Source organism: Rhizobium sp. N122, assembly GCF_002211295.1.
In the GTDB taxonomy this organism is placed as follows: Bacteria; Pseudomonadota; Alphaproteobacteria; order Rhizobiales; family Rhizobiaceae; genus Rhizobium.
The window spans coordinates 152,344-173,681 of record NZ_LOKU01000006.1 but is presented as its reverse complement, the minus strand read 5'-3'; the positions used below and the strand labels follow the sequence as shown (position 1 = coordinate 173,681).

Below are 21,338 nucleotides of genomic sequence, written 5' to 3'. Positions count from 1 at the left end.
CGATTCTGGAGGGGTGGCAAGGCAAATAGGGTTAACAATACCCTACCGCTGGGTTGTCCAATCTTTTTCAAAGGCTTGGGGATGCACCGCCGGTGGCGGGCTCCCCGCAGCAATCGCGTCCGACGGGCCGAATCGAGACGGCATAGGCATCATAGCCGATCGCAATAAGCAGGAATCGATATATCGATGCGCGCCGCGCTCCGAGATCTTCAGTGCCGTGTGCCGAGCAGACTACTGTCCTGGCCGCTTTCGGGGGAAAGGGATACGCCGCTTCTGTCGAGATCCTGCAGCAGGGCGCCGAGCGCAAGGTCCAGGCAATAGGCAGAGAATTCGGCGTTCAGGTCTCTGGCATTCTCACGAGCATAGGCAACGAGCCTGGCGAGCGATACCAGCTCCTTGAGTTCTTCGTCACTTTTCGGCGCGATCGTTGCTTCGGCTGCGTCTTGCATCTTAAGAATTCTCCGGCTTCCCTTGCCGGCGGGTGCCGGCAGAGAAACAGTTTAATCCTCTTGAACGAAAGGCGCGCGTGACACAGGCGTGACAGGATCTTCCAAACGTCAGAAGCCGGCCCTGCGCAACGCTTCGCGATACTGTTCCTTCTGCCATTGCTCCTTGAAGGGGACGACCGAAAGCCATTTATCGACATCGAAATCCGGATAGATCGCGCGCACCTTGCGCATATAGATACGCGCGTTTTTCGCATCGCCGAGCATGGCCCAGCAGGCAGCCGAAAGCCGGTCGGCCGGTGTGCGATCGTCCATTATGGAGATCTGCTCCAGCGCCTCGGCATAATGGCCGAGGGCGAAATTCGCCCCCGCCGCCGTCCATAGATAGTCGGTCGGGCTCAGCGGGTTGAGCGAAATGGCTCGCTCGATCTTGGCCAGTGCATCGGCAGGGCGCGACGCATGGACGAGCGTATCGGCATAACTCGCAATGCCGTCGGCATAATGCGGGCTCAGCTCTTCCGCGAGCTTCAATGCCAGGACGCTTTCATCAAGGTCGCCGAGATAGAGCTTGGCAACGCCGAGTTCACGAAAGCCGGCCGCAAACGAAGGATCGGCGACGATCGCCCGGTTCGCATAGTCCTCCGCAAGCCCAAGCAATTGACTGTCGCCGCGTGCCGTCAGCAGCCACTCGACGAGAAACGTGCGCGACAATCCGCTGAGAGCGGGGGCGAAATGTGCGCTGTGTTGAAGCGCCTCACGGAAAGCCTTTCGGGAGCGGCGCACGTCGGGGAGGGCGAGCCGCTTCACATCCCGCAGACCGAGAAGGTAGCTGTGATAGGCGGCTGAATTACCCTCGAAGGAATCGCGCATGGTTTCATGCCGGCGGACCTGGCCGGCAAGCTCTCTGGCAATCTGCCGCGCGATGTCGCGCCGGTGGCTTATCAATTCGTATTTCTCGAGGCTGAAACGCTCGGCCCAGATGACCTCATCGCTGTCGGCATGGATCAGTTGGACAAAGAGCGCAGGGACGCCCGCGCTATTGGAAAGCCTCGTGTCGAGAACATATGAAATCGAATGGCGCTGGATCAGTTCCGCCTTGTCGGCATTGCCTGCGATGCGGGCGGCCGTATGGGGCGCCACCACCGAAACCGTATTCAGCGCGCAAAGGCCGATGGTCACGTCCTCGATCAGCGCCTCGGAAAGCATCGGCAAGGCACCGATCGCATCTGTCCCGCCCGGCGGCAGCAGCACCAGACGGGGCAGGGGCCCACGGGGTAGGGGACCAGGAACCCGGACGCCGCCGTCGGTGAGCGGCACCGCAAAGCTCTGTGGCGGTTGACCGCCGGCAAAAATCTTGCGGACCTCTCCCAGCGCCTGGACGTCAAGGCCGATATCGAATGCGCTTTCCAGCTCATGTCTGCTCGTCTCGAAAAGCCGGCGGGCTTTCTCCAGCTGTCCTTCGGACTCATAAGCCTCGAGGAGGATACGACGAATATTTTCGTCATCCGGTGCCTCGCGAAAAATCCTGAGCGCCGCCTCCTTGATCAGGCTCACATCCTCCTGCGACCGCGCCATCGGCAGCGCCGTCTTCAGCGCATCCACCAGGACTGCCATGTGCCGGTCGCGCTGGCCGGCGATCCATTGCCGCGTACTGGCGCTTTGGTCGCTGAGCCCAGCCAGGAAATCCTGGCGAAGGATGGCAACCAGCCGCTGCAGCTTTCCAAGGGTGCCTTCGCCTTCGGGGTTGGCAAATTCGAAGAGATCTCCAGAAAAGGCATCCGGCCTGACCCGCACACCGGTCGCCGTGAAGGCCAGAAGCTCGGCGCCGAGCTCGGTCTGACGCGTCTGAATGCGCGATATCGTCTTACGCAGGTTGGCCATGATGTCAGAATTGTCATGGCTGTCCCACAAGAACCGCGCCAGCGCCGAGCGCGGATATTCGCTCCCGGCCCCGTCCCGCAGATCACGATCCAGCAGATAACAAATCGCCAGCAGGCCTTTTTCCGGGAACGCCGCCGGTCGCCCTGCCGGGTCGATCAGTCGCAACTCGCCAAATGACTCGAGCCTGAGCTTCATGCGGATAGTGCCTGCCGGTATGCCTGACTATTCTCCGAGCGGAAGGGCGATATCCGCGACAGGGACACCCAATGTTACACCGCCGCTTTCCGCCTGCGCCATCGCCTTCACCAACTGGATGATCGTTTCACGGATATTCCGGTCGGCGATCTTCAGAAAGGCGCGGTTGAGTACCAAACCCTCTTTCGTTCGCAGGAATTCGGCGACCGGATCGGTATTTGCGGGCAGATCCAGACCTTGCAACGTCAACGGCTCGGAATTTTCCTGCTCGAAGAAGAAGCTCGGCGACGTGTGAAGCACGTCGGCGATTCGCTGCAGACGGCTCGCGCCGATTCGATTGATGCCCTTCTCGTATTTCTGAACCTGCTGAAAGGTCACGCCGATCTGCTCGGCAAGCCGTTCCTGGCTCATCCCGAGCAACTGCCGGCGCATTCTAATGCGCGCTCCGACATAGCCGTCTATTGCATTCGGTGTCTTGACATTCATCGCGTTTTTTCAGCCTCGATCGCATTTTCAATCAGCGCAGCTGTAGTATTCCCCGCCTCGGTTTTCCATGTTTGTTTTCACATCGCATACTATATATATGCTGATCGCAACCGAGTGTGGTAGGAAAACCCTTGTCCGGCAAGAGATGAAGCGAAGCAAAATTTAGCGGCAAAAGGGCAAATCGAACAAAAGCCGTACCGATCCGGATGGAACTGGGCTGTAATTGGCTCCCGCCTTACGCTAAATGCACATACGCGACCGCCGCTTGATCATCTTCCCCAGCCCCGATCGCCCGAAATCCATCGAACAAAGCGACGCGGCACGGCAACCATCCGGGCCGTCCAGGAGAAATGTCCATGGCAACCGTTGCCGAGCGCGCGCCCCGTTTCGAAAAGACAACAATGTCCATCCTGGTGGCGGTCAGCTTCTGCCACATGCTGAACGACATCATGCAGTCGCTGCTCGCCTCGCTCTATCCGCTATTCAAGGCGAACTACGATCTCAATTTCGTCCAGATCGGCCTCCTCACCATGACGTTCCAGGTCACGGCATCACTGCTGCAGCCGCTGGTCGGCATCGTCACCGACCGCTGGCCGATGCCCTATTCGCTGCCGGTCGGCATGGCGAGCACCTTTTGCGGCCTCATCCTGCTCGGCAATGCCGGCAGCTTCGCCCTGCTGCTCGTCGCCGCCAGCCTGATCGGATTCGGCTCGGCGGTCTTCCATCCGGAATCCTCGCGCGTCGCCCGTCTTGCCTCCGGCGGCCGCCACGGTTTCGCGCAGTCGTTTTTCCAGGTCGGCGGCAATGCCGGCCAGGCGATCGGCCCGCTGCTCGCCGCCTTCATCGTGCTGCCGCTCGGCCAGCACAGCGTGTCCTGGTTTGCCGCCATCGCCATGGTCGGCATGGTCGTGCTGAGCTGGGTCGGCAACTGGTATATCGGCCATCGTCGCCAGAACGCCAGCAGGCCGGCGGTGAGCCGGGCTCTGCCGCTGCCGCAGAACAGAGTCGTCTGGGCGCTGCTGATCCTCGTGCTGCTGACGGCGACGAAAAATGTCTACATGGCCAGCGTGTCGAGCTATTTCACCTTCTATGTCATCGACAAGTTTGCACTGAGCGTCCAGCAGGCACAATTGATGCTCTTCCTCTTTCTCGGCTCGGTCGCCGTCGGCACGTTCCTCGGCGGGCCGATCGGCGATCGCTTCGGCGCCCGTTTCGTCATCTGGTTCTCGATTCTCGGCGTCATTCCTTTCGCGCTTCTACTGCCTTATGCGAACCTGTTCTGGACGGGCGTGCTCAGCGTCGTCATCGGCCTGGTCTTCGCTTCGGCCTTTTCGGCAATCGTCGTCTTCGCACAGGAGCTGGTGCCCGGACGCGTCGGGCTGATTGCCGGCGTCTTTTTCGGTTTTGCCTTCGGGGCAGGGGGGCTTGGTGCGGCGCTGCTCGGCAGTTTCGCCGATACCCACGGCATCGACTTCGTCTACCGCATCTGCTCCTACCTGCCGCTACTCGGCCTGCTGACAATCTTCCTGCCGCGCATCCCGAACCCAAGAGCAGCCTGAGGCGATATCGTCCGCATGATGCGCCCCCTTCAGGCGAATGAATTTTTCTCCTCCTCATGGTGAAGAGAGATAGGCATCTCTTTAATCCACTATTTTTATAGATAATATCTATCCAATATTCGGTCGCGGTACGATATTGGAAGGAAATGGCATGTCTGCTTACAAACTGGTCGGCCTGGCGGGTAGCTTCAACCGACCCTCGAAGACCTTCACGCTGGTTGAAAACATTGCCGGCCTTGCCGGCGAGAAATACGGCTTCGACAACACCCTCTACGACCTGACCGATGTCGGCCCCTCGCTTGGGCAGGCGCTGCGCCGCGGCGATCTCGACAGCCGCGCCAGGGAAGTCATTGACGATATCGTCAATGCCGATCTGCTGGTCATCGGCGCGCCGACCTATAAGGGCAGCTATCCCGGCCTGTTCAAACATCTGATCGACCTGATCGACCCGCATGAGCTGCGCGCCAAGCCGATCATCATCACCGCGACAGGCGGCGGCGACCGGCATGCGCTGATGGTCGAGCATCAGCTGCGCCCGCTCTTCGGCTTCTTCATGTCGCACACGCTGCCGACGGCCGTTTACGCGGCCGATCGCGACTTCACCGACTACCGCGTATCATCCGAACCGCTTTCGAAGCGGATCGAGGAGGTTATCGGCGAGCTTTCGGCCTTCTTCCCCGGCCGCAATCGGGCTCTTATTGCTGCCGAGTAAAAGGTACCGCACAGGCTTGAAACGGCGCCTTCGAGGCGCCGTCTTCATTTTTAGAATATGCTTACAAGCTGCAATTAATCCATAAATTTGGTAGAAATTTATCCTGTCAATATCGACGGCTGGGCAAGAGTTTTCCCAACCCTTCCTCCACATCAAACTTTCCTTCGTCGCTCCTGATCCATGCATTTGCCAATATCCGCCTGCTCGGGGCGCGCTTGGCCTCATTTAGTCAGACGGGATATAACAATGACCAAGAACAAAAATCTTCACGGCTTCCACCTTTCGCGCCGCGCAGCTCTTGCCGCCGTCGCCGTTTCCGCTGTCACACTCTTTGCCTTTGCAGCACCTACTCCTTCCTTTGCCGAGGACAAGTCGATCAAGGTCGGCATTATGGCCGGCGAGGAGGAGGACATCTGGCGCGTGGTCGCAAGCGAGGCGGCCAAGAAAGGCCTCAAGATCGAAACGATCATCTTCAACGATTATACACAGCCGAATGAAGCGCTGGAGCGCGGCGAAGTTGACGCCAACGCTTTCCAGCACCAGCCCTATCTCGACAACCAGATCAAGCAGCACGGCTACCACATCACTCGCGTCGGTTACACCGGTGTCTGGCCGATCGGCCTCTACACCAAGAAATACAAATCCGTCGCGGAGATTCCGGAAGGCGCCGTCATCGGCGTGCCGAACGATCCCTCGAACGAAGGTCGGGCGCTACGCGTTCTCCAGAACGAAGGCCTGATCAAGCTGAAGGACGGCACCGGCATTCTCGCAACCGTCGCCGACGTCACCGACAATCCGAAGAAGATCGAAATCAAGGAACTCGACGCAGGCATTGTCGGCCGTTCGATCGACGATCTCGATGCCGGTGTCGTCAACACCGACTGGGCGCTGAAGAGCGGTCTTTCTCCGGCCGAACGCATTGCCCAGGAGCCGATCGCCGACAATCCGTATCGCAACTTCATCGCCGTCAAGGACGACAACAAGGATGCCGATTGGGTCAAGACGCTCGTCTCTTCCTATCAGAACGACACCGTCAAGGCCGAGTTCGACAAGGTCTACAAGGGGACGGGTCTCAGCGCCTATTGATCCGAAACAGGGCCGGGGTTAAGGCCTGCCGAGAGGCGGTCCGGGCGTTTTTGCTCGGGCCGCCTTCGGCATTTGTAAGGAAAAACACATGAATTCCTTTGTTTCCACCACAGCGGTACAGCCGCAAGGGACGGTGGCCGAAGAGGTGGTGAGACTGACCAATGTGAAGCGGCGGTTCGGAACCACGCCCGCGCTCGACGGTATTTCGCTGACCGTGAGGAGAGGCGAGATTCTCGGCATCATCGGCCGCAGCGGCGCCGGTAAATCAACACTGATCCGCTGCCTGAACGGACTGGAGCGCGCCGACAGCGGCGAGATCCTGATCGAAGGCCGCGATATCACGGCGCTTGCCGAACAGCAGTTGCAGCCGCTGCGCCGACGCATCGGCATGATCTTCCAGCACTTCAACCTGCTGTCGGCCAAATCAGTCGAAGACAATGTCGCGCTGCCGCTGAAGATCGAGGGCGTTGCCAAGGCCGAGCGCCTGAAGCGGGCGCATGAACTGCTCGAGCTCGTCGGCCTTGCCGATAAGGCGAAAGCCTATCCCGCATCGCTTTCCGGCGGCCAGAAGCAGCGCGTCGGCATCGCCCGCGCGCTTGCGGCGCGCCCGGCGCTGCTCCTGTCCGACGAGGCGACCTCGGCGCTCGACCCTGAGACGACCCGGTCGATCCTGGCATTGCTGAAGGACATCAACCGCAAGCTCGGCCTGACCATTCTGCTGATCACCCACGAGATGGAAGTGGTACGCGGCATCGCCGATCGCGTCGCGGTCATCGATGCCGGGCGGATCGTCGAGGAGGGCCAGGTCTGGTCGGTCTTTGCCGATCCGCAGGAAACGATCACAAGGAGTCTGCTCGGCGGCATCCGCCCGCTGCTTCCCGATCATATCGCCGGCCGGCTGTCGGCGACATCAGGCAGCGAGGCGATCCTCAGTGTCGATCTGGCCGGGCCTGAAGCGCAAGGCGCGCTGTTTGCCGAACTCTCGGCGGCGCTGCCACATTCCTTCCGCCTCGTCCATGGCGGCATCGACCATATCCAGAACCAGCCGGTTGCGCGGTTCTTCATCGCCGTTCCCGCACGCGACCCCGCGCTTGCCGGAAAGGTCGAACAATTTCTGACGGCCCGGTCCGCCCGGGTGGAGGTGCTTGGCTATGACACCGATCATGCTTGAACTGCTGATCCGCTCGCTTTGGGAGACGGTTCTGATGACCGTCGCCTCCGGCGTGATCTCCCTCGTCGCCGGCCTGCCGCTCGGTCTTGCCCTTGTCGCCACGGCACGCGGCGGCATCGCTGAAAATCTCTGGATCAACCGTGTGCTCGGCGCTGTTGTCAACGGCTTCCGCTCGGTGCCCTTCATCATCCTGCTGGTGGCGCTGATCCCGCTGACGCGGCTGATCGTCGGCACGGCGCTCGGCACCTGGGCGGCCATCGTGCCGCTCGCCATCGCAGCGACGCCCTATTATGCCCGCATCGCCGAAGTGTCGCTGCGCGAAGTCGACCGCGGGCTGATCGATGCCGTGCGCGCCATGGGCGGCAACCGCTGGACGATCATCCGCGAGGTGCTGGTGCCCGAAGCGCTGTCCGGCATCGTCGCCGGTTTCACCGTCACGCTGGTGACGTTGATCGGCGCCTCGGCGATGGCCGGCGCGATCGGTGCCGGCGGCCTCGGCGACCTCGCCATCCGCTATGGCTATCAGCGTTTCGAAACCAGCGTGATGATCGCGGTGGTGGCCGTCCTCATCGTCCTCGTCTGCGGCATCCAATGGTTTGGCGACCGGCTCGTCGCCAGGCTGGACCGGAGATAGGTCAGCGCCGGAACCTGGCGGCGGGATGAGCGGCGGGCAATCTGCCGGTTCCGCCGCCGAAAAGCTTCTGCCGTAACGGTCCTTCGGCATAGTCCGCCTTGAAGAGGCCGCGCTCCTGCAGCACCGGCACCACCAATTCGACGAAATCGCGCAAGCTCTCCGGCGCCACCGTCCGCGCGAGGTTGAAGCCGTCGATCCGGCCTTCTTCGATCCATGTCGCGAGACGGTCGGCGATCTGTTCCGGCGAGCCCACCATCGGCTTCATCCGGCTGCCGAGCACCATCTGGTCGACGATCTCCCGCTTCGTCACCGGTTTTGCCGCGTGCTTGGTGATTGCGGCAAGCGCTGATTGATTGGCGTTGGTCGAGTTCTGGTCGATGACGTCATCCAACCGGTATTTCGCCAGGTCGATGCCGATGGAGGCGGAGTAATGCGCAAGCGAAGCCTCGACGCTCGCATGGCGGCGATACTCCTCCAGCCTGTCCTGTGCTTGCCTCTCCGTCCGCCCGACGACAACGCTGATCAGGTTCAGGATCTTCAATGCGGCTCCGCCGCGGCCGAACCTCTCCGCCTTCGCCCGAAGCGCGTCGACAGTCGGCCGGGCCGCCCCGGGGTCGGGGCTGGCGATGAAGACACATTCGGCGTGGCGGGCGGCAAAGTCCTGGCCGCGGGCCGAAGCGCCGGCTTGGAAGAGCAGGGGCGTGCGCTGCGGCGAGGGCTCGCAAAGGTGAATGCCCTCCATCCGGTAATATTTGCCGTCATGATGGACGGCCCGCACTTTGGAGGGATCGGCATAGATGCCGCCCGCTTTGTCGCGAAAAACCGCATCGTCGTCCCAGCTGCCCTCCCAGAGCTTGTAGAGGATCTCGAGATAGTCCTCGGCCGCGTCGTAACGCGCATCATGCTCCGGCAGCCTGTCGAAGCCCATGTTGCGGGCGGCGCTGTCGAGATAACCGGTGACGATGTTCCAGCCGATCCGCCCCTTTGTCAGGTGATCGAGCGTCGACATGCGTCGCGCCAACAGGAAGGGTGGCTCGTAGGTGGTGTTGACGGTGACGCCAAAACCCAGATGTTTCGTGACATAGGCCATCGCCGAAATCGGGATCAGCGGGTCGTTGACCGGGATCTGCGCCGCCGTCTCTATCACCGGCGCAGGGCTATCCTTATAGACGTCATAGACGCCGACGATATCGGCCAGGAAGATGCCGTCGAGCTTGCCTTGCTCGGCTGTCCTGGCGAACTCCGTCCAGTAGTCGAGATCGGTATAGCGCATCGATTGATCGCGCGGATGCGTCCATAGGCCGTGGTTGATGTGCCCGACGCAATTCATGTCGAAGGCATAGATCTGCATTGTCTTCATGGGACGGCTCCTCAGCCGGGAATAAAAATCAAGGATTTGTATCGCACGGCGATCCTGTGAAATGGTAGGCTGCCGACGAAAAAGCCGGAGGAATCGCATGACGAAGAAGACATTGCCGGATTGGGCGGAGCTTGCGCAAAAGGAATTGCGCGCATCACCCGAGACGCTGACCTGGCAGACGCCTGAGGGTATCGCCGTCAAGCCGCTCTACACGGCAGAGGATCTTGAGGGCGCCACCCACCTCGGCTCGCTGCCGGGTTTTTCACCCTTCACCCGCGGACCACGGGCGACCATGTATGCCGGCCGGCCGTGGACGATCCGCCAATATGCCGGCTTCTCGACGGCGGAAGCGTCGAACGCCTTTTACCGGAAGAATTTGGCCGCCGGCCAGAAGGGCCTGTCCGTTGCCTTCGATCTGGCCACCCACCGCGGTTATGACAGCGACCATCCCCGCGTCGAAGGCGATGTCGGCAAGGCGGGTGTGGCCATCGACAGTGTCGAGGACATGAAAATCCTGTTCGACGGCATTCCGCTCGGCGACATGTCGGTGTCGATGACCATGAACGGCGCCGTCATCCCGATCCTCGCCTCCTTCATCGTCGCCGGTGAGGAACAGGGTGTTTCGAGATCCGACCTGTCGGGCACCATCCAGAACGACATCCTCAAGGAGTTCATGGTCCGCAACACCTATATCTATCCGCCCGAACCCTCGATGCGGATCGTTGCCGACATCATCGAATATACCGCAAGGGAGATGCCGAAATTCAACTCGATCTCGATCTCCGGCTATCACATGCAGGAGGCCGGCGCGACGCTGGTGCAGGAACTCGCCTTCACCCTGGCCGACGGCCGCGAATATGTCAGGGCGGCGATCGCCAAGGGCCTCAATGTCGACGAGTTCGCCGGAAGGCTCTCCTTTTTCTTCGCGATCGGAATGAACTTCTTCATGGAGGCGGCGAAACTGCGCGCCGCACGGCTGCTCTGGACCCGGATTATGGAGGAGTTCGAGCCGAAGAAGGCATCCTCGCTGATGCTGCGCACCCATTGCCAGACCTCCGGCGTCTCGCTGCAGGAGCAGGACCCCTATAACAACATCATCCGCACCGCCTTCGAGGCGATGTCGGCCGTGCTCGGCGGCACGCAGTCGCTGCACACCAATTCCTTCGACGAGGCGATCGCGCTGCCGACGGAGTTTTCCGCCCGCATCGCCCGCAACACCCAGCTGATCCTGAGCCACGAGACCGGTGTGACCAAGGTGGTCGATCCGCTTGCCGGCTCCTACTACGTCGAGAGCCTGACGCAGGAGCTTGCCGACAAGGTCTGGGCGCTGATCGAGGAGGTCGAGGCCCTTGGCGGCATGACGAAAGCCGTCAACGAGGGCCTGCCGAAGCGGCTGATCGAAGAAGCGGCCGCGCGCCGCCAGGCCGCCGTCGACAAGGGCGAAGAGGTCATCGTCGGCGTCAACCGCTACAGGCTCGACAATGAACAGCCGATCGACATTCTGGAGATCGACAACAGCGCGGTGCGCGCCGCACAGATCAAACGCATCGAGGAAACCAAGCGCCGCCGCGACGGCAACGGCGTGCGCGAAACGCTGACCGCTCTTGCGGAGACCGCGCGTAGCGGCCGCGGCAACCTGCTCGAAGCCGCCATAGAGGCGGCGCGAGCCCGGGCCACCGTCGGCGAAATATCGGACGCCATGCGCGCTGCCTTCGGCGACCATGCCGCAACACCCGAGGTCATCACGGGTGTCTACGGCGAGGCCTATAGTGACGAGCCGGAACTTGCCGTCCTCAAGGGGCGTATGACGTGGGTCACGGAAACGATGGGCCGCCGGCCGAAAATCATGGTCGCCAAGCTCGGCCAGGACGGGCACGACCGCGGCGCCAAGGTGATCGCCTCGGCCTTCGGCGATATCGGCTTCGATGTGCTCGCCGGCCCGCTGTTTCAGACGCCTGACGAGGCCGTTGAGATGGCGCTTGGCGAAAAGGTCAATGTCGTCGGCGTCTCGTCCTTAGCGGCAGGCCACAGGACACTGCTGCCGCAGTTGATCGACAGGCTGAGAGCGCAGGGCGGTGAAGATATCATCGTCGTCTGCGGCGGCGTCATCCCGCGGCAGGACTATGAGTTCCTGCACGAACACGGCGTTGCCGCCGTGTTCGGCCCAGGCACCAACGTCCTCGAGGCGGCAAACTCCGTCCTCGACCTGCTGGAGGGCAGGCGGCGGAATCAGTAGCTTAAGCACTTCAGGAAAGGTGCAAAAGCGGTTTTCCGCCGGAAATACGAAAAATCAAAAGGTTAGAGCAGCCCGCGCTTCGCCAGATTGTGCATCAGCGCCGAAATGCCGAAAGACCAGGGCGGGCATTCGGTGGAGAGGCGCACGGTGTTGACGAGGGCGCCGAGGCCAGCCGAGGAAATCTCGACGACATCGCCGATCTTGTGGGTAAATCCCTGCTTCGGCGCATCGCGGTCCTGCGTCGGCGCAAACAGCGTGCCGAGAAAGAGCATGAACCCGTCGGGATACTGATGATGGGCCCCCAGTGTCTGTTTGACCAGATCGGCCGGATCGCGGCTGATCTGGGACATCGAGCTCTTGCCGTTGAGCACGAAACCGTCCTCGCCGGTGACCTTCAGGTCGAGTTCGGCCCTGCGCACATCATCCAGCCCGTAGCCGGCGTCGAACAGGCGGATGAACGGGCCGATCGCGCAGGAGGCGTTGTTGTCCTTGGCTTTGCCGAGCAACAGCGCCGAGCGGCCCTCGACGTCACGCAGGTTGACGTCGTTACCGAGCGTCGCACCCTTGATCTCGCCGCGGCTGTTGACCGCGAGCACGATTTCCGGTTCGGGATTGTTCCAGGTCGAGATCGGATGCAGGCCGACATCCGCGCCCCAGCCAACGGAGGACAGCACCGGCGCCTTGGTGAAGACTTCCGCATCGGGGCCGATGCCGACTTCGAGATATTGCGACCACATGCCCTCGTCGATCAGCGCTTGCTTGACCTTGGCCGCCTCCGGCGAACCGGCCTTGAGATTGGTGAGGCTGCCGCCAATCAGCGTGCTGACGCGCTCACGGATAGAGGCGGCGCGCTCCGGATTGCCGGCCGCCTTTTCCTCGATGACCCGTTCGATCATCGATTGGGCGAAAGTGACGCCGCAGGCCTTGACCGCCTGCAGGTCGGCAGGCGCCAGCAGATAGGCGCGCGTTTCATGCGGCGCTCCGGTGCTGTTGGCGGCGATCTCTTCCAGCGAGCCGATCGCCTTGCCGCTTGCAGCGCGGACAAACCCGGCGGCATCCTCTCGCTCGAGCAGGGCACTCAGTGTCGGCGCGTCGCGCGAGGTAATGTCGACCAGCATCCCCTCGCGAAGCGTTACGATGCTCGGGCCCGCAGCCTCGGGGCTCCAGACGCGGCCGACAAAAAGACCAGCCGATGCAGCGGCATCGAGAAGGGGATGAGTCATGGTGATCCTCCGTCACAGGCAAGCGGGGCGTGTGCTTTGAAAATTTCCGAGATGGTGCCGCCCCAAACGGGCAGCGGCTGAAATCGACCACATTCGCGCATACGGGGCAAGAGATGCTGGAGAAAAAGACTTTCGTCCAATCGGATCGAATGAGCGGCGTGTTGGCAAGAAGGCGTCAGAACTCGGTAAATAACTATTTAGATACAAAATATCTGTTTAATTTCAGATGTTTACATATATAGACGCGCACTTTCAACCTCTGTCTCACCTTGACAGGAGGCAAGTTTCGTTATCTGTTTTGCCCGATATGAAGGATGCCGGCTTTCAGTCGGCACTCAAAAATCCCGGGAGGATATTGCAGCGATGTTGAGATTTGCCGTCGTCGGAATCGACCATGGGCATACGTTCGATCACGTGAAGGGATTGCTGGCCGCAGGCGGCGAATTCGTCGGCTATTGCCCGCAGACCTCGGTGCCGGCATTGCGCGAAGCCTTCGAAAAGACCTATCCCGACGCGCCGCAGATCGACCGGGAGAAGCTTTTCGACGATCCGTCGATCGACGTCATCTGCATTGCCGCGATCCCGCGCGACCGCGCCGGGCTTGCCATCCGCGCGATGAAAGCGGGCAAGGACGTGATGACCGACAAGCCGGGGGTCACGACCTTCGCCCAGCTTGAGGAGGTCAGGCGTACTGTCGCCGAGACCGGCAAGATCTTCTCGATCTGCTTTTCCGAGCGCCACTGCGTGCGCTCCGCCGTCAAGGCCGGCAAGCTCGTCGCCGAGGGCGCGATCGGCAAGGTGATCCAGACGCTCGGCGTCGGCCCGCATCGCCTCCAGCTGCCGACCAGGCCGGACTGGTTCTTCGATCCCGAAGCCTTCGGCGGCATCATCGTCGACATCGCCTCGCATCAGGTCGACCAGTTCCTGTTCTATACCGGCTCCACATCGGGCGAGGTCATCGCCAGCTCGATCGGCAATTTCGGCATGCCCGACAAACCCGCCTTCGAGGATTTCGGCGAAGTGCTGCTGCGCTCCGGCGGAGCGGCGGGCTATATCAGGGTCGACTGGTTCACGCCGGAGGCGTTGCCGACCTGGGGCGACGGTCGCCTCACCATCCTCGGCACCGAAGGCTATATCGAGCTGCGCAAATACATCGACATTGCCGGCCGGCCGGGCAAGGATCACCTCTTTCTCGTCAACGGCAAGGAGATGACCCATATCGATTGCAGCGGCGAAAAACTCGATTATTTCGACGCTTTCACCGCCGATGTCGGCAGCCGCACGCAGACGGCGATGACCCAGGATCACGTTTTCGAAGTCTGCCGCCTTTCGCTCGAAGCCCAGTCGAAAGCCGCGCGCATCGGCGCTCGCTGAGGAGGATATCATGACCAGGAAACTACGCGTCGGCGTCATCGGCGCAGGCATTGCCGCGCGGCATCTGGCCGGTTTCGGCTGGAACAAGGATCTCTTCGACGTCCCCGTGCTCTGCTCGCTCGATGAGGAGCGCGGCAGGGCGCTGTGCGAGGAATACGGCATTGGCGAATATACCCAGGATGTGGATTCGCTGTTTGCCCGCGACGACCTCGACATCATCGACATCTCGACGCCGCCAAGCTCGCATTTCGAGCTTTGCCGCAAGGGCATCGAATCCGGCAAGCATGTGATCTGCGAGAAGCCGCTCTTCGGCTCGATCGCCGAGGTCGACGAAATGGGCCGCATTCTCGCCCGCTTCCCCGGCAGGAAGCTGATGCCGATCTTCCAGTATCGCTACGGTTCCGGCCTGCAGAAACTCAAGCTGCTGATCGAAAGCGGCTTGGCCGGCAAGCCGTTCCTGACGACGATCGAGACCCATTGGTGGCGCGGCCCGGATTATTACGCCGTGCCATGGCGCGGCAAATGGGCGACAGAACTCGGCGGCGGCCTTCTCGGCCACGCGATCCACGCCCATGACATGCTGAATTATGTGCATGGCCCCTGCGCCGAGGTGTTTTCCTATGGTGCGACGCTGGTCAATCCGATCCAGGTCGAGGATACGGCGGCTCTTTCGGTGAAGATGCACAACGGCTCGCTGGCGACGCTGTCGATGACACTCGGCTCGCGCAAGGAGATTTCCCGTCTGCGCTTCTGCTTCAGCGATCTCGTCGCCGAAAGCATCCTCGAGCCCTATACGATGGGCCGCGATCCGTGGGTCTTCACCGCGGGAACCGAGGAGCATCAGGCGAAAATCGACGCGGCGCTTGCAGCCTATATACCCGGCGAGGATGGCTACACCCGTCAGTTCGAGCTCTTCCACAAGGCGATCGTCGAGGGCAAGGAGCCGCCGGTGACGCTGCAGGACGCCCGCAATTCGCTGGAGCTGGTGACCTCAGCCTATTTCTCGCAGCGCACCGGCCGGCCGACGCCGATGCCGATCGCCGCCGATCATCCACTCTACCGGTCCTGGCTTCCGGAAGAAGAACGGGGCTCGTCTGCGGGCTGAACGAGGGAGGGCGCTCCATGCTGAAATCCTTCGAGCATGTCGGCATGACGGTCAGCGACATGAACCGCACGGTCGATTTCTACTGCGGTCTGCTCGGCCTGCGCGTGCATCTGCGCAAGCTCATGGCCGACGGCGGGGAGATCGCCTTTCTCGATGCCGGCGGCGGCATGCTCGAAATCGTCGCGCCGGCGGGCGGTGCGGCAAGGGCGGCGGATGTACCGGAGGGTACGGCCGGCCTGCGTCATCTGACCTTCCTGTTCGACAGCGTCGACGAGACCTTCGCCCGGCTGGAAAAGGCCGGTGTCGAAATCAAGGAACGGCCGCGCCTGGCTGTTAACACCGAGGTGCTGCACAAGGTCGCCTTTCTGCGCGATCCCGACGGTATTCAGATCGAGCTTGCAGAGAAGCGGTAAGCCCTCAGCGCTGGCCGGGTCTGCCGATCGCCCTGGTTCGCGCGATCAGCCCCGTCAGGAGAAGCGCAACCAGCTGTTTGAACATCGTCGCCATTTTTCTCTCCTCACGCTCAGCTCGCCAATCTGGCGCTGATATAGCTCCGCCAGCCGCCGAGCGAGGTGATGTCTTCGGCGCCGTTCACCGCATGTGCCTCGCAGAGAAAACCGGAAACACTCGTGCCGTCGTCAAGCGCCACCTTTCCGATGCCGAGCGGCGCCGGGATCTTTTGGACAAAGCGCCCGAAGGCATCGGCCGGCAGTGCCCAGACCTCAACCTCCAGGCCGGCGCCCTTGTGGCCAGGTTCGCGGATGAGGCCTGGTTTCGGCGGCACCGTGTCCGGCAGCACGAAGAGACAGTATTCGCCTGATGTGTTGCAGGTCTTGACCAACCGGGCGCCGACGCCGGTCAATTCATGATTGAGCGGCATGCCGGTCAAATGCGCGCCGACGACGACAATCTCGACGAAGCCGTCATCGACGGCCGCAACGCGGCTTGCCTCAGGAATTGCCGCCTGCCGGTCGATGCCCATGCCGGCGGTGGCGGCGCGATGCAGCGCATCGGCAAGCGGCGCCAGCGCATCGTCGGTGAAAGCAGGCGCGATCACGGTAATGCCGCCCGGCAAGCCACTCTTTCCGAAGCCGGCCGGAACGGCAATCGCCGCGCAATCGAGCAGGTTGACAAAATTGGTGTAGCGGCCGAGACGGCCGTTGAGCACAACGGGATCGGCCAGCATGTCTGCGACCGTATAAGTGGTCGGCGCGGTCGGCAGCAGAAGCACGTCTGCCTTTTCCCATTCGGCCTCGGTTTTTCGGCGCAGTTCTTCCAGCCGATATCGGCCATTGAAGGCGTCGACCGCTGATTTGCCCCTGGCGCCCTCGATAATCCTCCGCACCGTCGGGTCGAAATCGGCCGCATTCGTGGCGAGGAAGTCCTCGACCGCCGCCAGGCGTTCGGCGACCCACGGCCCGTCGTAAAGGAGGGCGGCGGCCTCGCGGAAGGGTGCGTAGTCGAAAGCCACGATGGTCGCGCCGAGCGCTCTGGCCCGCTCGATCGCCTGGTCGTAAAGCGCCTCCACCTCCTTGTCGCCGAAGAATTCCCGTTCCGCGCCGGTCAGGACGCCGATGCGCAACCCCGACACCGGCAACTTCGCCGGCTTGGCTCGACGCGAGAAAGGATCGGCGGCGTCAAACCCCTCGGCAACCTTGCGGATCGCAATGCCGTCGCCGACGGTCGACGCGAAGATCGTGATGCAGTCGACACTCCTGCAGGCCGGAATGGCGCCGGTATTCGAGAGAAGCCCCGGCGTCGGCTTGATGCCGACCAGGTTGTTGAGCGCCGCCGGCACGCGGCCGGAGCCTGCCGTATCCGTGCCGAGTGCGAAGGCAGCGAGGCCGGAGGCAACCGTAACCGCTGATCCCGAGCTCGAGCCGCCGGATATATAGGCCGCATCGAAGACCGAACGTGGCGCCCCATAAGGCGAGCGCGTGCCATTGAGGCCGGTGGCGAACTGGTCGAGATTGGTCTTGCCTATGATGATGGCCCCGGCTGCCTTCAACCTTGCAACAACGGTGGAATCGAACTCCGGCCGATACTCATAGGCCGGGCATGCGGCAGTCGTCGGCAGGCCGGCGGCATCGATATTGTCCTTTACCGCGAAAGGCACGCCCCAGAGGGGCAGGCTGTTTGCTTCAGGCGCGCGCGCCATCAGAGCGTTGACGGCAGAGCGTAACTCTTCATCCGGCACCGGGCTAATGAATATTGCCGGATCTTTCGAAGCGGCCCGGCGGGCAATCACCTCTTCGATGATGTCGAGCGGCGTCAGGCCGGAGCGATAGGCCGCGCGAAGGCTTGAGAGATCGAGGATGGTCGGCAGCATGTCAGTATTCCTCCACGACGACGATAATATCGCCGGCTTTGACGTTTCTCCCCGGCCCGGCGCGCAGGTCGCGGACGCGGCCTGCCGCATGGGCGGTGACGTTGATTTCCATTTTCATCGATTCGATGATGGCAAGTGTGTCGCCGGCCGCAACCGGGGCGCCCGGCTCGACCAGCAATTTCCAGATATTGCCGGGCACGGCGCTGGCGACGCCGAAGCATCCGTCGGGAATATCTGCGTCCGGATTTTCGCTCGTGCCTTCATCGGCGACGAAGCTGTCGAGCCCGGCTTCCTTCCAGTGCTGGCGTTCGGCATCGAAGGCCGCCTGCTGGGTCGCCTTGAAGCGGCTGATGGATGCCGCATTCGCCTGCAGCTCCTTGTCGTAGGCGGCATAAGAGAACTCCGTCTCTTCGATCCTGACAGGATAGCCGCCATGCGGGAAGGCGGCGCGCGCCTCCGTCAGCTCTTGATTGCTGACCGGGAAGAAACGGATCTGGTCGAAGAAGTTCAGGAGCCAGGGCTTGCCCCTGGCGAAGGCCGGCGTTTCCCGCCAGGTGTTCCAGACCTGGATAGTGCGGCCGAAGAGCTGATAGCCGCCCGGTCCCTCCATGCCGTAGATGCACATATATGCGCCGCCGATGCCGACCGCGTTTTCCGGCGTCCAGGTGCGGGCGGGATTGTATTTGGTCGTGACGAGACGATGGCGCGGGTCGATCGGGGTCGCAACCGGAGCCCCGAGATAGACATCACCCAGTCCCAGGACGAAGTAGTTCGCATTGAAGACGATATCGCGGACGGCCTGTTCGTCGGGAAGACCGTTGATGCGGCGGATGAACTCGATGTTATCGGGGCACCAAGGCGCGTTTGGGCGGACGAGCTCCTGATACTTGCGCATGGCAAGGGCCGCGTCCGGATCGTTCCACGACAGCGGCAGATGCACGATCCGGCTCGGCACCTTGACATCCTGTGCCGCCGGAAGCGTCGTCTCGATCTCAGAGAGCAACCCGAGCAGGCGCCGGCGCGTCAGCTGCGTGCCGTCATAATGGATCTGCAGCGAACGGATGCCTGGCGTGAGATCGACGATACCAGGCAAGCGGGCATCGACGACGGCCTGCATCAGCAGATGAACCCGCAGTCGCAGCGCAATATCGAGCGTCATAGGCCCATATTCGACGAGCAGATTGTCGTCGCCCTGGCGGCGATAGGCGACCGAGACCGGGCCGTCATTGCTGACGCCGACGATCGGCGAACCCGTCTCCTCCGCAGTCCGCCACACCGCCGGGCCGGCGATCGGGTCTTGCGGCCGGGCCACCGCATGAAAACGGATCCGGTCGCCCGGCTTGAATTGCCCCATCTTCCATTGCTCGTCACGGGCGATCACCGCCGGGCAGACGAAACCGCCAAGGCTCGGACCGTCAGGCCCGAGAATGATCGGCATATCGCCGGTGAAATCGATCGCGCCGATCGCATAGGCATTATCGTGCAGGTTGGACGGGTGAAGTCCCGCCTCGCCACCGTCACGGCGTGCCCAAAGCGGGGCAGGGCCGATGAGGCGCACCCCGGTGCGGGCGCTGTTGAAATGCACTTCGTAAGCGGCGGAGAACAGCGTCTCGATATCACCATTCTGAAAGAAATCCGGTGCGCCATGCGGACCGTAGACGACACCGACATCCCATTCGCGGGACAAGGCCGCCGGCTCGGCTGCCGGCTTGGCCGGTTCCACCGGCGCCTGCCGGGCGAAATGCAGCACATGCCCCGTCTTCAGCGCACCGGTGGCATTGCCGCCGAACTGGCCAAGGCCGAAAGTCGCCCGCGAACCAAGCACGACCGGCGCGGCAAAACCGCCCGCAACGGCAAGATAGGCGCGCTGTCCGGGCCCTTCGATCGCACCCACCGACAGAACCTGACCAGCCCAGATCAGGACCGGCTCGTCGTGGGGAAGCCTGACCCCATCGCACGTCATCGCCATCCGCGCCCCGGCAAGGGCGATGGTCTGGTCGGCATAAAATCGCAGCGTCGGACCGGAAACCGTCAGTTCCAGCGCGGCCGTCTCATCGGCATTGCCAACCAGCCGGTTGGCATGGCGGAAGGAGCGCTCGTCCATCGGCCCGCTCGGCGGCACGCCGACATGCCACAGGCCGAGCCGGCCCGGCAGTTCCTGAATGCTCGATTGCGCACCGGGTGCGATAACCTCGACGATATCGGGAACGAAGGCGAAGTCGCGCAGCGCCGTCGTCGCCACCTTACCGCCGGCAAGCAGTTCGGAGGCGGCGATCGACCTGAGATAATCGAGATTGGTTTCGATGCCGGATATCGCTGTCGCGGCAAGCGCTGCCTTCAGCTTCTCGATCGCCGCCGGCCGATCCTCCGCCGCCACGATCAGCTTGGCAAGCATCGGATCGTAGAAGGGGGTCACCTCGGTTCCTGTCTCGATCCAGCCGTCGACACGGGCATCGTTGGGAAAGACGACCTCGGTCAGCAGGCCGGCGCTCGGGCGGAAATCGGCATGCGGCATCTCGGCATAGATGCGCATTTCGATCGCCGCACCCTTCGGCGTCAGGTCCCCAGCGCCCGAGAGCACGTCCTCGCCCGCCGCCTGCCGGATCATCCACTCGACGAGATCGATGCCGAAGACGGCTTCGGTGACGGGATGCTCGACCTGAAGTCGGGTGTTGACCTCGAGGAAATAGAATTCCTCGCGCTGGGGATCATAGATGAATTCGATGGTGCCGGCCGATTCATAGGAGACCGAAGCTCCCAAATCGACCGCCGCCTTATGCAGCCGTGCACGTGTTTCCGCCGACAGCCCGGGGGCCGGCGTTTCCTCGACGACCTTCTGATTTCGCCTCTGCAGCGAGCAGTCGCGCTCCCCGAGCGCGATCATTCTGCCCTTGCCGTCGCCGAAGACCTGCACCTCGACATGGCGTGCTTCGGCAACGAAACGCTCGATGTAGACACGCGCATCGCCGAAGCTGGCGCGCGCCGTCCGCTGTACGCTTTCGAAAGAGGCCTTGAGACCGGCCGCGTCGGCGCAGAGCTGCATGCCGATACCGCCGCCGCCGGCCGTGCTTTTCAGCATGACGGGATAACCGACGGTCTCGGCGGCCAAGTGCGCTTCCTCGACATTTCGCAGCAGATCGGTGCCGGGCAGCAGCGGCACGCCGCTTGCCCTCGCCAATTCACGCGCGGTATGCTTAAGGCCGAAAGCCGACAGATGCTCCGGCCGCGGGCCGATAAAGGCGATGCCTTCCGCGGCGAGCCGTTCGGCAAAGCCGATATTCTCCGAAAGGAAACCATAACCCGGATGCACGGCCTCGGCACCGGTCGCCTTGCAGGCGGCGATGACGGCATCCACGTTGAGATAGCTTTCTCCAGCAGGCGCCGGGCCGAGGCGCACGGCTTCGTCGGCGAGCAGCGCCGGCTTCGAGAAGCGATCGGCATCGGAATAGACGGCAACCGAGGCGATGCCCATCCTCCTCAATGTCCGGATCACCCGGACGGCGATTTCGCCGCGATTGGCGATGAGAACCTTGGCGAACAT

The 21,338-nt window shown here is 62.4% G+C and carries 16 protein-coding genes; 9 read left to right on the top strand and 7 right to left on the bottom strand.

The window, feature by feature from the left end; translation table 11 throughout:
- Nucleotides 1–209: 209 nt before the first annotated feature.
- The 3 genes from ATY75_RS06555 to ATY75_RS06545 all read right to left on the bottom strand — a co-directional run bounded on the left by ATY75_RS06555 (nucleotide 210) and on the right by ATY75_RS06545 (nucleotide 3,008).
- Entirely contained in the window at nucleotides 210–449 is a 240-nt protein-coding gene (locus ATY75_RS06555) for a hypothetical protein (protein ID WP_064842252.1), read from the bottom strand.
- A 108-nt stretch (nucleotides 450–557) separates the two neighbouring features.
- On the bottom strand, nucleotides 558–2,522 hold the full coding sequence (locus ATY75_RS06550) for an SARP family transcriptional regulator (protein WP_088936907.1): 1,965 nt from the start codon (nucleotides 2,520–2,522) through the stop codon (nucleotides 558–560).
- 27 nt (nucleotides 2,523–2,549) lie between these two features.
- Nucleotides 2,550–3,008, bottom strand: coding sequence for a helix-turn-helix transcriptional regulator (locus tag ATY75_RS06545; protein WP_088936906.1), 459 nt, complete (start codon nucleotides 3,006–3,008; stop codon nucleotides 2,550–2,552).
- A 356-nt stretch (nucleotides 3,009–3,364) separates the two neighbouring features.
- On the opposite strand from ATY75_RS06545, the gene ATY75_RS06540 reads away from it, so the two are divergent.
- From ATY75_RS06540 to ATY75_RS06520, 5 genes are all read left to right on the top strand, one after another.
- Nucleotides 3,365–4,567, top strand: a complete 1,203-nt coding sequence (locus ATY75_RS06540) for an MFS transporter (protein WP_088936905.1) — start codon at nucleotides 3,365–3,367, stop codon at nucleotides 4,565–4,567.
- Between the two features lie 151 nt (nucleotides 4,568–4,718).
- Complete coding sequence (msuE, locus tag ATY75_RS06535; RefSeq protein ID WP_088936904.1) at nucleotides 4,719–5,279, top strand: FMN reductase; 561 nt, start codon at nucleotides 4,719–4,721, stop codon at nucleotides 5,277–5,279.
- 246 nt (nucleotides 5,280–5,525) lie between these two features.
- On the top strand, nucleotides 5,526–6,365 hold the full coding sequence (locus tag ATY75_RS06530) for a MetQ/NlpA family lipoprotein (protein ID WP_088936903.1): 840 nt from the start codon (nucleotides 5,526–5,528) through the stop codon (nucleotides 6,363–6,365).
- 88 nt (nucleotides 6,366–6,453) lie between these two features.
- The gene (locus ATY75_RS06525; RefSeq protein ID WP_088936902.1) at nucleotides 6,454–7,536 is read left to right on the top strand and encodes a methionine ABC transporter ATP-binding protein; all 1,083 of its coding nucleotides are present in this window, start codon (nucleotides 6,454–6,456) and stop codon (nucleotides 7,534–7,536) included.
- Nucleotides 7,517–8,170, top strand: a complete 654-nt coding sequence (locus ATY75_RS06520; RefSeq protein WP_088936901.1) for a methionine ABC transporter permease — start codon at nucleotides 7,517–7,519, stop codon at nucleotides 8,168–8,170. The genes ATY75_RS06525 and ATY75_RS06520 overlap by 20 nt, the downstream gene beginning before the upstream one ends.
- A gap of 1 nt (nucleotide 8,171) precedes the next feature.
- Here ATY75_RS06520 and ATY75_RS06515 read toward each other — a convergent pair whose 3' ends face one another.
- Nucleotides 8,172–9,530 carry an LLM class flavin-dependent oxidoreductase gene (locus ATY75_RS06515; protein WP_088936900.1) on the bottom strand — a complete coding sequence of 453 codons (1,359 nt, stop codon included), beginning with the start codon at nucleotides 9,528–9,530 and terminating at the stop codon, nucleotides 8,172–8,174.
- 97 nt (nucleotides 9,531–9,627) lie between these two features.
- Between ATY75_RS06515 and scpA the strand changes: the two genes are divergently transcribed.
- Complete coding sequence (gene scpA, locus ATY75_RS06510; RefSeq protein WP_088936899.1) at nucleotides 9,628–11,766, top strand: methylmalonyl-CoA mutase; 2,139 nt, start codon at nucleotides 9,628–9,630, stop codon at nucleotides 11,764–11,766.
- A gap of 62 nt (nucleotides 11,767–11,828) precedes the next feature.
- Here scpA and ATY75_RS06505 read toward each other — a convergent pair whose 3' ends face one another.
- Nucleotides 11,829–12,989: a fumarylacetoacetate hydrolase family protein gene (locus tag ATY75_RS06505; RefSeq protein WP_088936898.1), complete on the bottom strand. Its 1,161-nt coding sequence runs from the start codon at nucleotides 12,987–12,989 to the stop codon at nucleotides 11,829–11,831.
- A 363-nt stretch (nucleotides 12,990–13,352) separates the two neighbouring features.
- On the opposite strand from ATY75_RS06505, the gene ATY75_RS06500 reads away from it, so the two are divergent.
- From ATY75_RS06500 to ATY75_RS06490, 3 genes are read left to right on the top strand one after another with little or no spacing between them, the layout of a single operon-like run.
- Entirely contained in the window at nucleotides 13,353–14,363 is a 1,011-nt protein-coding gene (locus ATY75_RS06500) for a Gfo/Idh/MocA family oxidoreductase (RefSeq protein WP_088936897.1), read from the top strand.
- Between the two features lie 10 nt (nucleotides 14,364–14,373).
- The gene (locus tag ATY75_RS06495; protein ID WP_088936896.1) at nucleotides 14,374–15,468 is read left to right on the top strand and encodes a Gfo/Idh/MocA family oxidoreductase; all 1,095 of its coding nucleotides are present in this window, start codon (nucleotides 14,374–14,376) and stop codon (nucleotides 15,466–15,468) included.
- A 17-nt stretch (nucleotides 15,469–15,485) separates the two neighbouring features.
- Nucleotides 15,486–15,881, top strand: coding sequence for a VOC family protein (locus ATY75_RS06490; RefSeq protein WP_088936895.1), 396 nt, complete (start codon nucleotides 15,486–15,488; stop codon nucleotides 15,879–15,881).
- Nucleotides 15,882–15,991: 110 nt separating this feature from the next.
- Here ATY75_RS06490 and atzF read toward each other — a convergent pair whose 3' ends face one another.
- Nucleotides 15,992–17,797 (bottom strand): allophanate hydrolase, encoded by a 1,806-nt coding sequence (gene atzF / locus ATY75_RS06485; protein WP_088936894.1) that lies wholly within the window; start codon nucleotides 17,795–17,797, stop codon nucleotides 15,992–15,994.
- A 1-nt stretch (nucleotide 17,798) separates the two neighbouring features.
- Entirely contained in the window at nucleotides 17,799–21,338 is a 3,540-nt protein-coding gene (gene uca / locus ATY75_RS06480; RefSeq protein ID WP_088936893.1) for an urea carboxylase, read from the bottom strand.

Bases quoted from the DNA above. Each gene is read 5' to 3' on its own strand.
- ATY75_RS06525 (WP_088936902.1), top strand. From the start codon at position 6,454: ATGAATTCCTTTGTTTCCACCACAGCGGTACAGCCGCAAGGGACGGTG.
- msuE (WP_088936904.1), top strand. From the start codon at position 4,719: ATGTCTGCTTACAAACTGGTCGGCCTGGCGGGTAGCTTCAACCGACCC.
- ATY75_RS06515 (WP_088936900.1), bottom strand. From the start codon at position 9,530: ATGAAGACAATGCAGATCTATGCCTTCGACATGAATTGCGTCGGGCAC.
- ATY75_RS06495 (WP_088936896.1), top strand. From the start codon at position 14,374: ATGACCAGGAAACTACGCGTCGGCGTCATCGGCGCAGGCATTGCCGCG.
- ATY75_RS06530 (WP_088936903.1), top strand. From the start codon at position 5,526: ATGACCAAGAACAAAAATCTTCACGGCTTCCACCTTTCGCGCCGCGCA.
- atzF (WP_088936894.1), bottom strand. From the start codon at position 17,797: ATGCTGCCGACCATCCTCGATCTCTCAAGCCTTCGCGCGGCCTATCGC.
- ATY75_RS06550 (WP_088936907.1), bottom strand. From the start codon at position 2,522: ATGAAGCTCAGGCTCGAGTCATTTGGCGAGTTGCGACTGATCGACCCG.
- ATY75_RS06505 (WP_088936898.1), bottom strand. From the start codon at position 12,989: ATGACTCATCCCCTTCTCGATGCCGCTGCATCGGCTGGTCTTTTTGTC.
- ATY75_RS06500 (WP_088936897.1), top strand. From the start codon at position 13,353: ATGTTGAGATTTGCCGTCGTCGGAATCGACCATGGGCATACGTTCGAT.
- ATY75_RS06490 (WP_088936895.1), top strand. From the start codon at position 15,486: ATGCTGAAATCCTTCGAGCATGTCGGCATGACGGTCAGCGACATGAAC.
- ATY75_RS06545 (WP_088936906.1), bottom strand. From the start codon at position 3,008: ATGAATGTCAAGACACCGAATGCAATAGACGGCTATGTCGGAGCGCGC.
- ATY75_RS06540 (WP_088936905.1), top strand. From the start codon at position 3,365: ATGGCAACCGTTGCCGAGCGCGCGCCCCGTTTCGAAAAGACAACAATG.
- ATY75_RS06520 (WP_088936901.1), top strand. From the start codon at position 7,517: ATGACACCGATCATGCTTGAACTGCTGATCCGCTCGCTTTGGGAGACG.
- scpA (WP_088936899.1), top strand. From the start codon at position 9,628: ATGACGAAGAAGACATTGCCGGATTGGGCGGAGCTTGCGCAAAAGGAA.
- ATY75_RS06555 (WP_064842252.1), bottom strand. From the start codon at position 449: ATGCAAGACGCAGCCGAAGCAACGATCGCGCCGAAAAGTGACGAAGAA.
- uca (WP_088936893.1), bottom strand. From the start codon at position 21,338: ATGTTCGCCAAGGTTCTCATCGCCAATCGCGGCGAAATCGCCGTCCGG.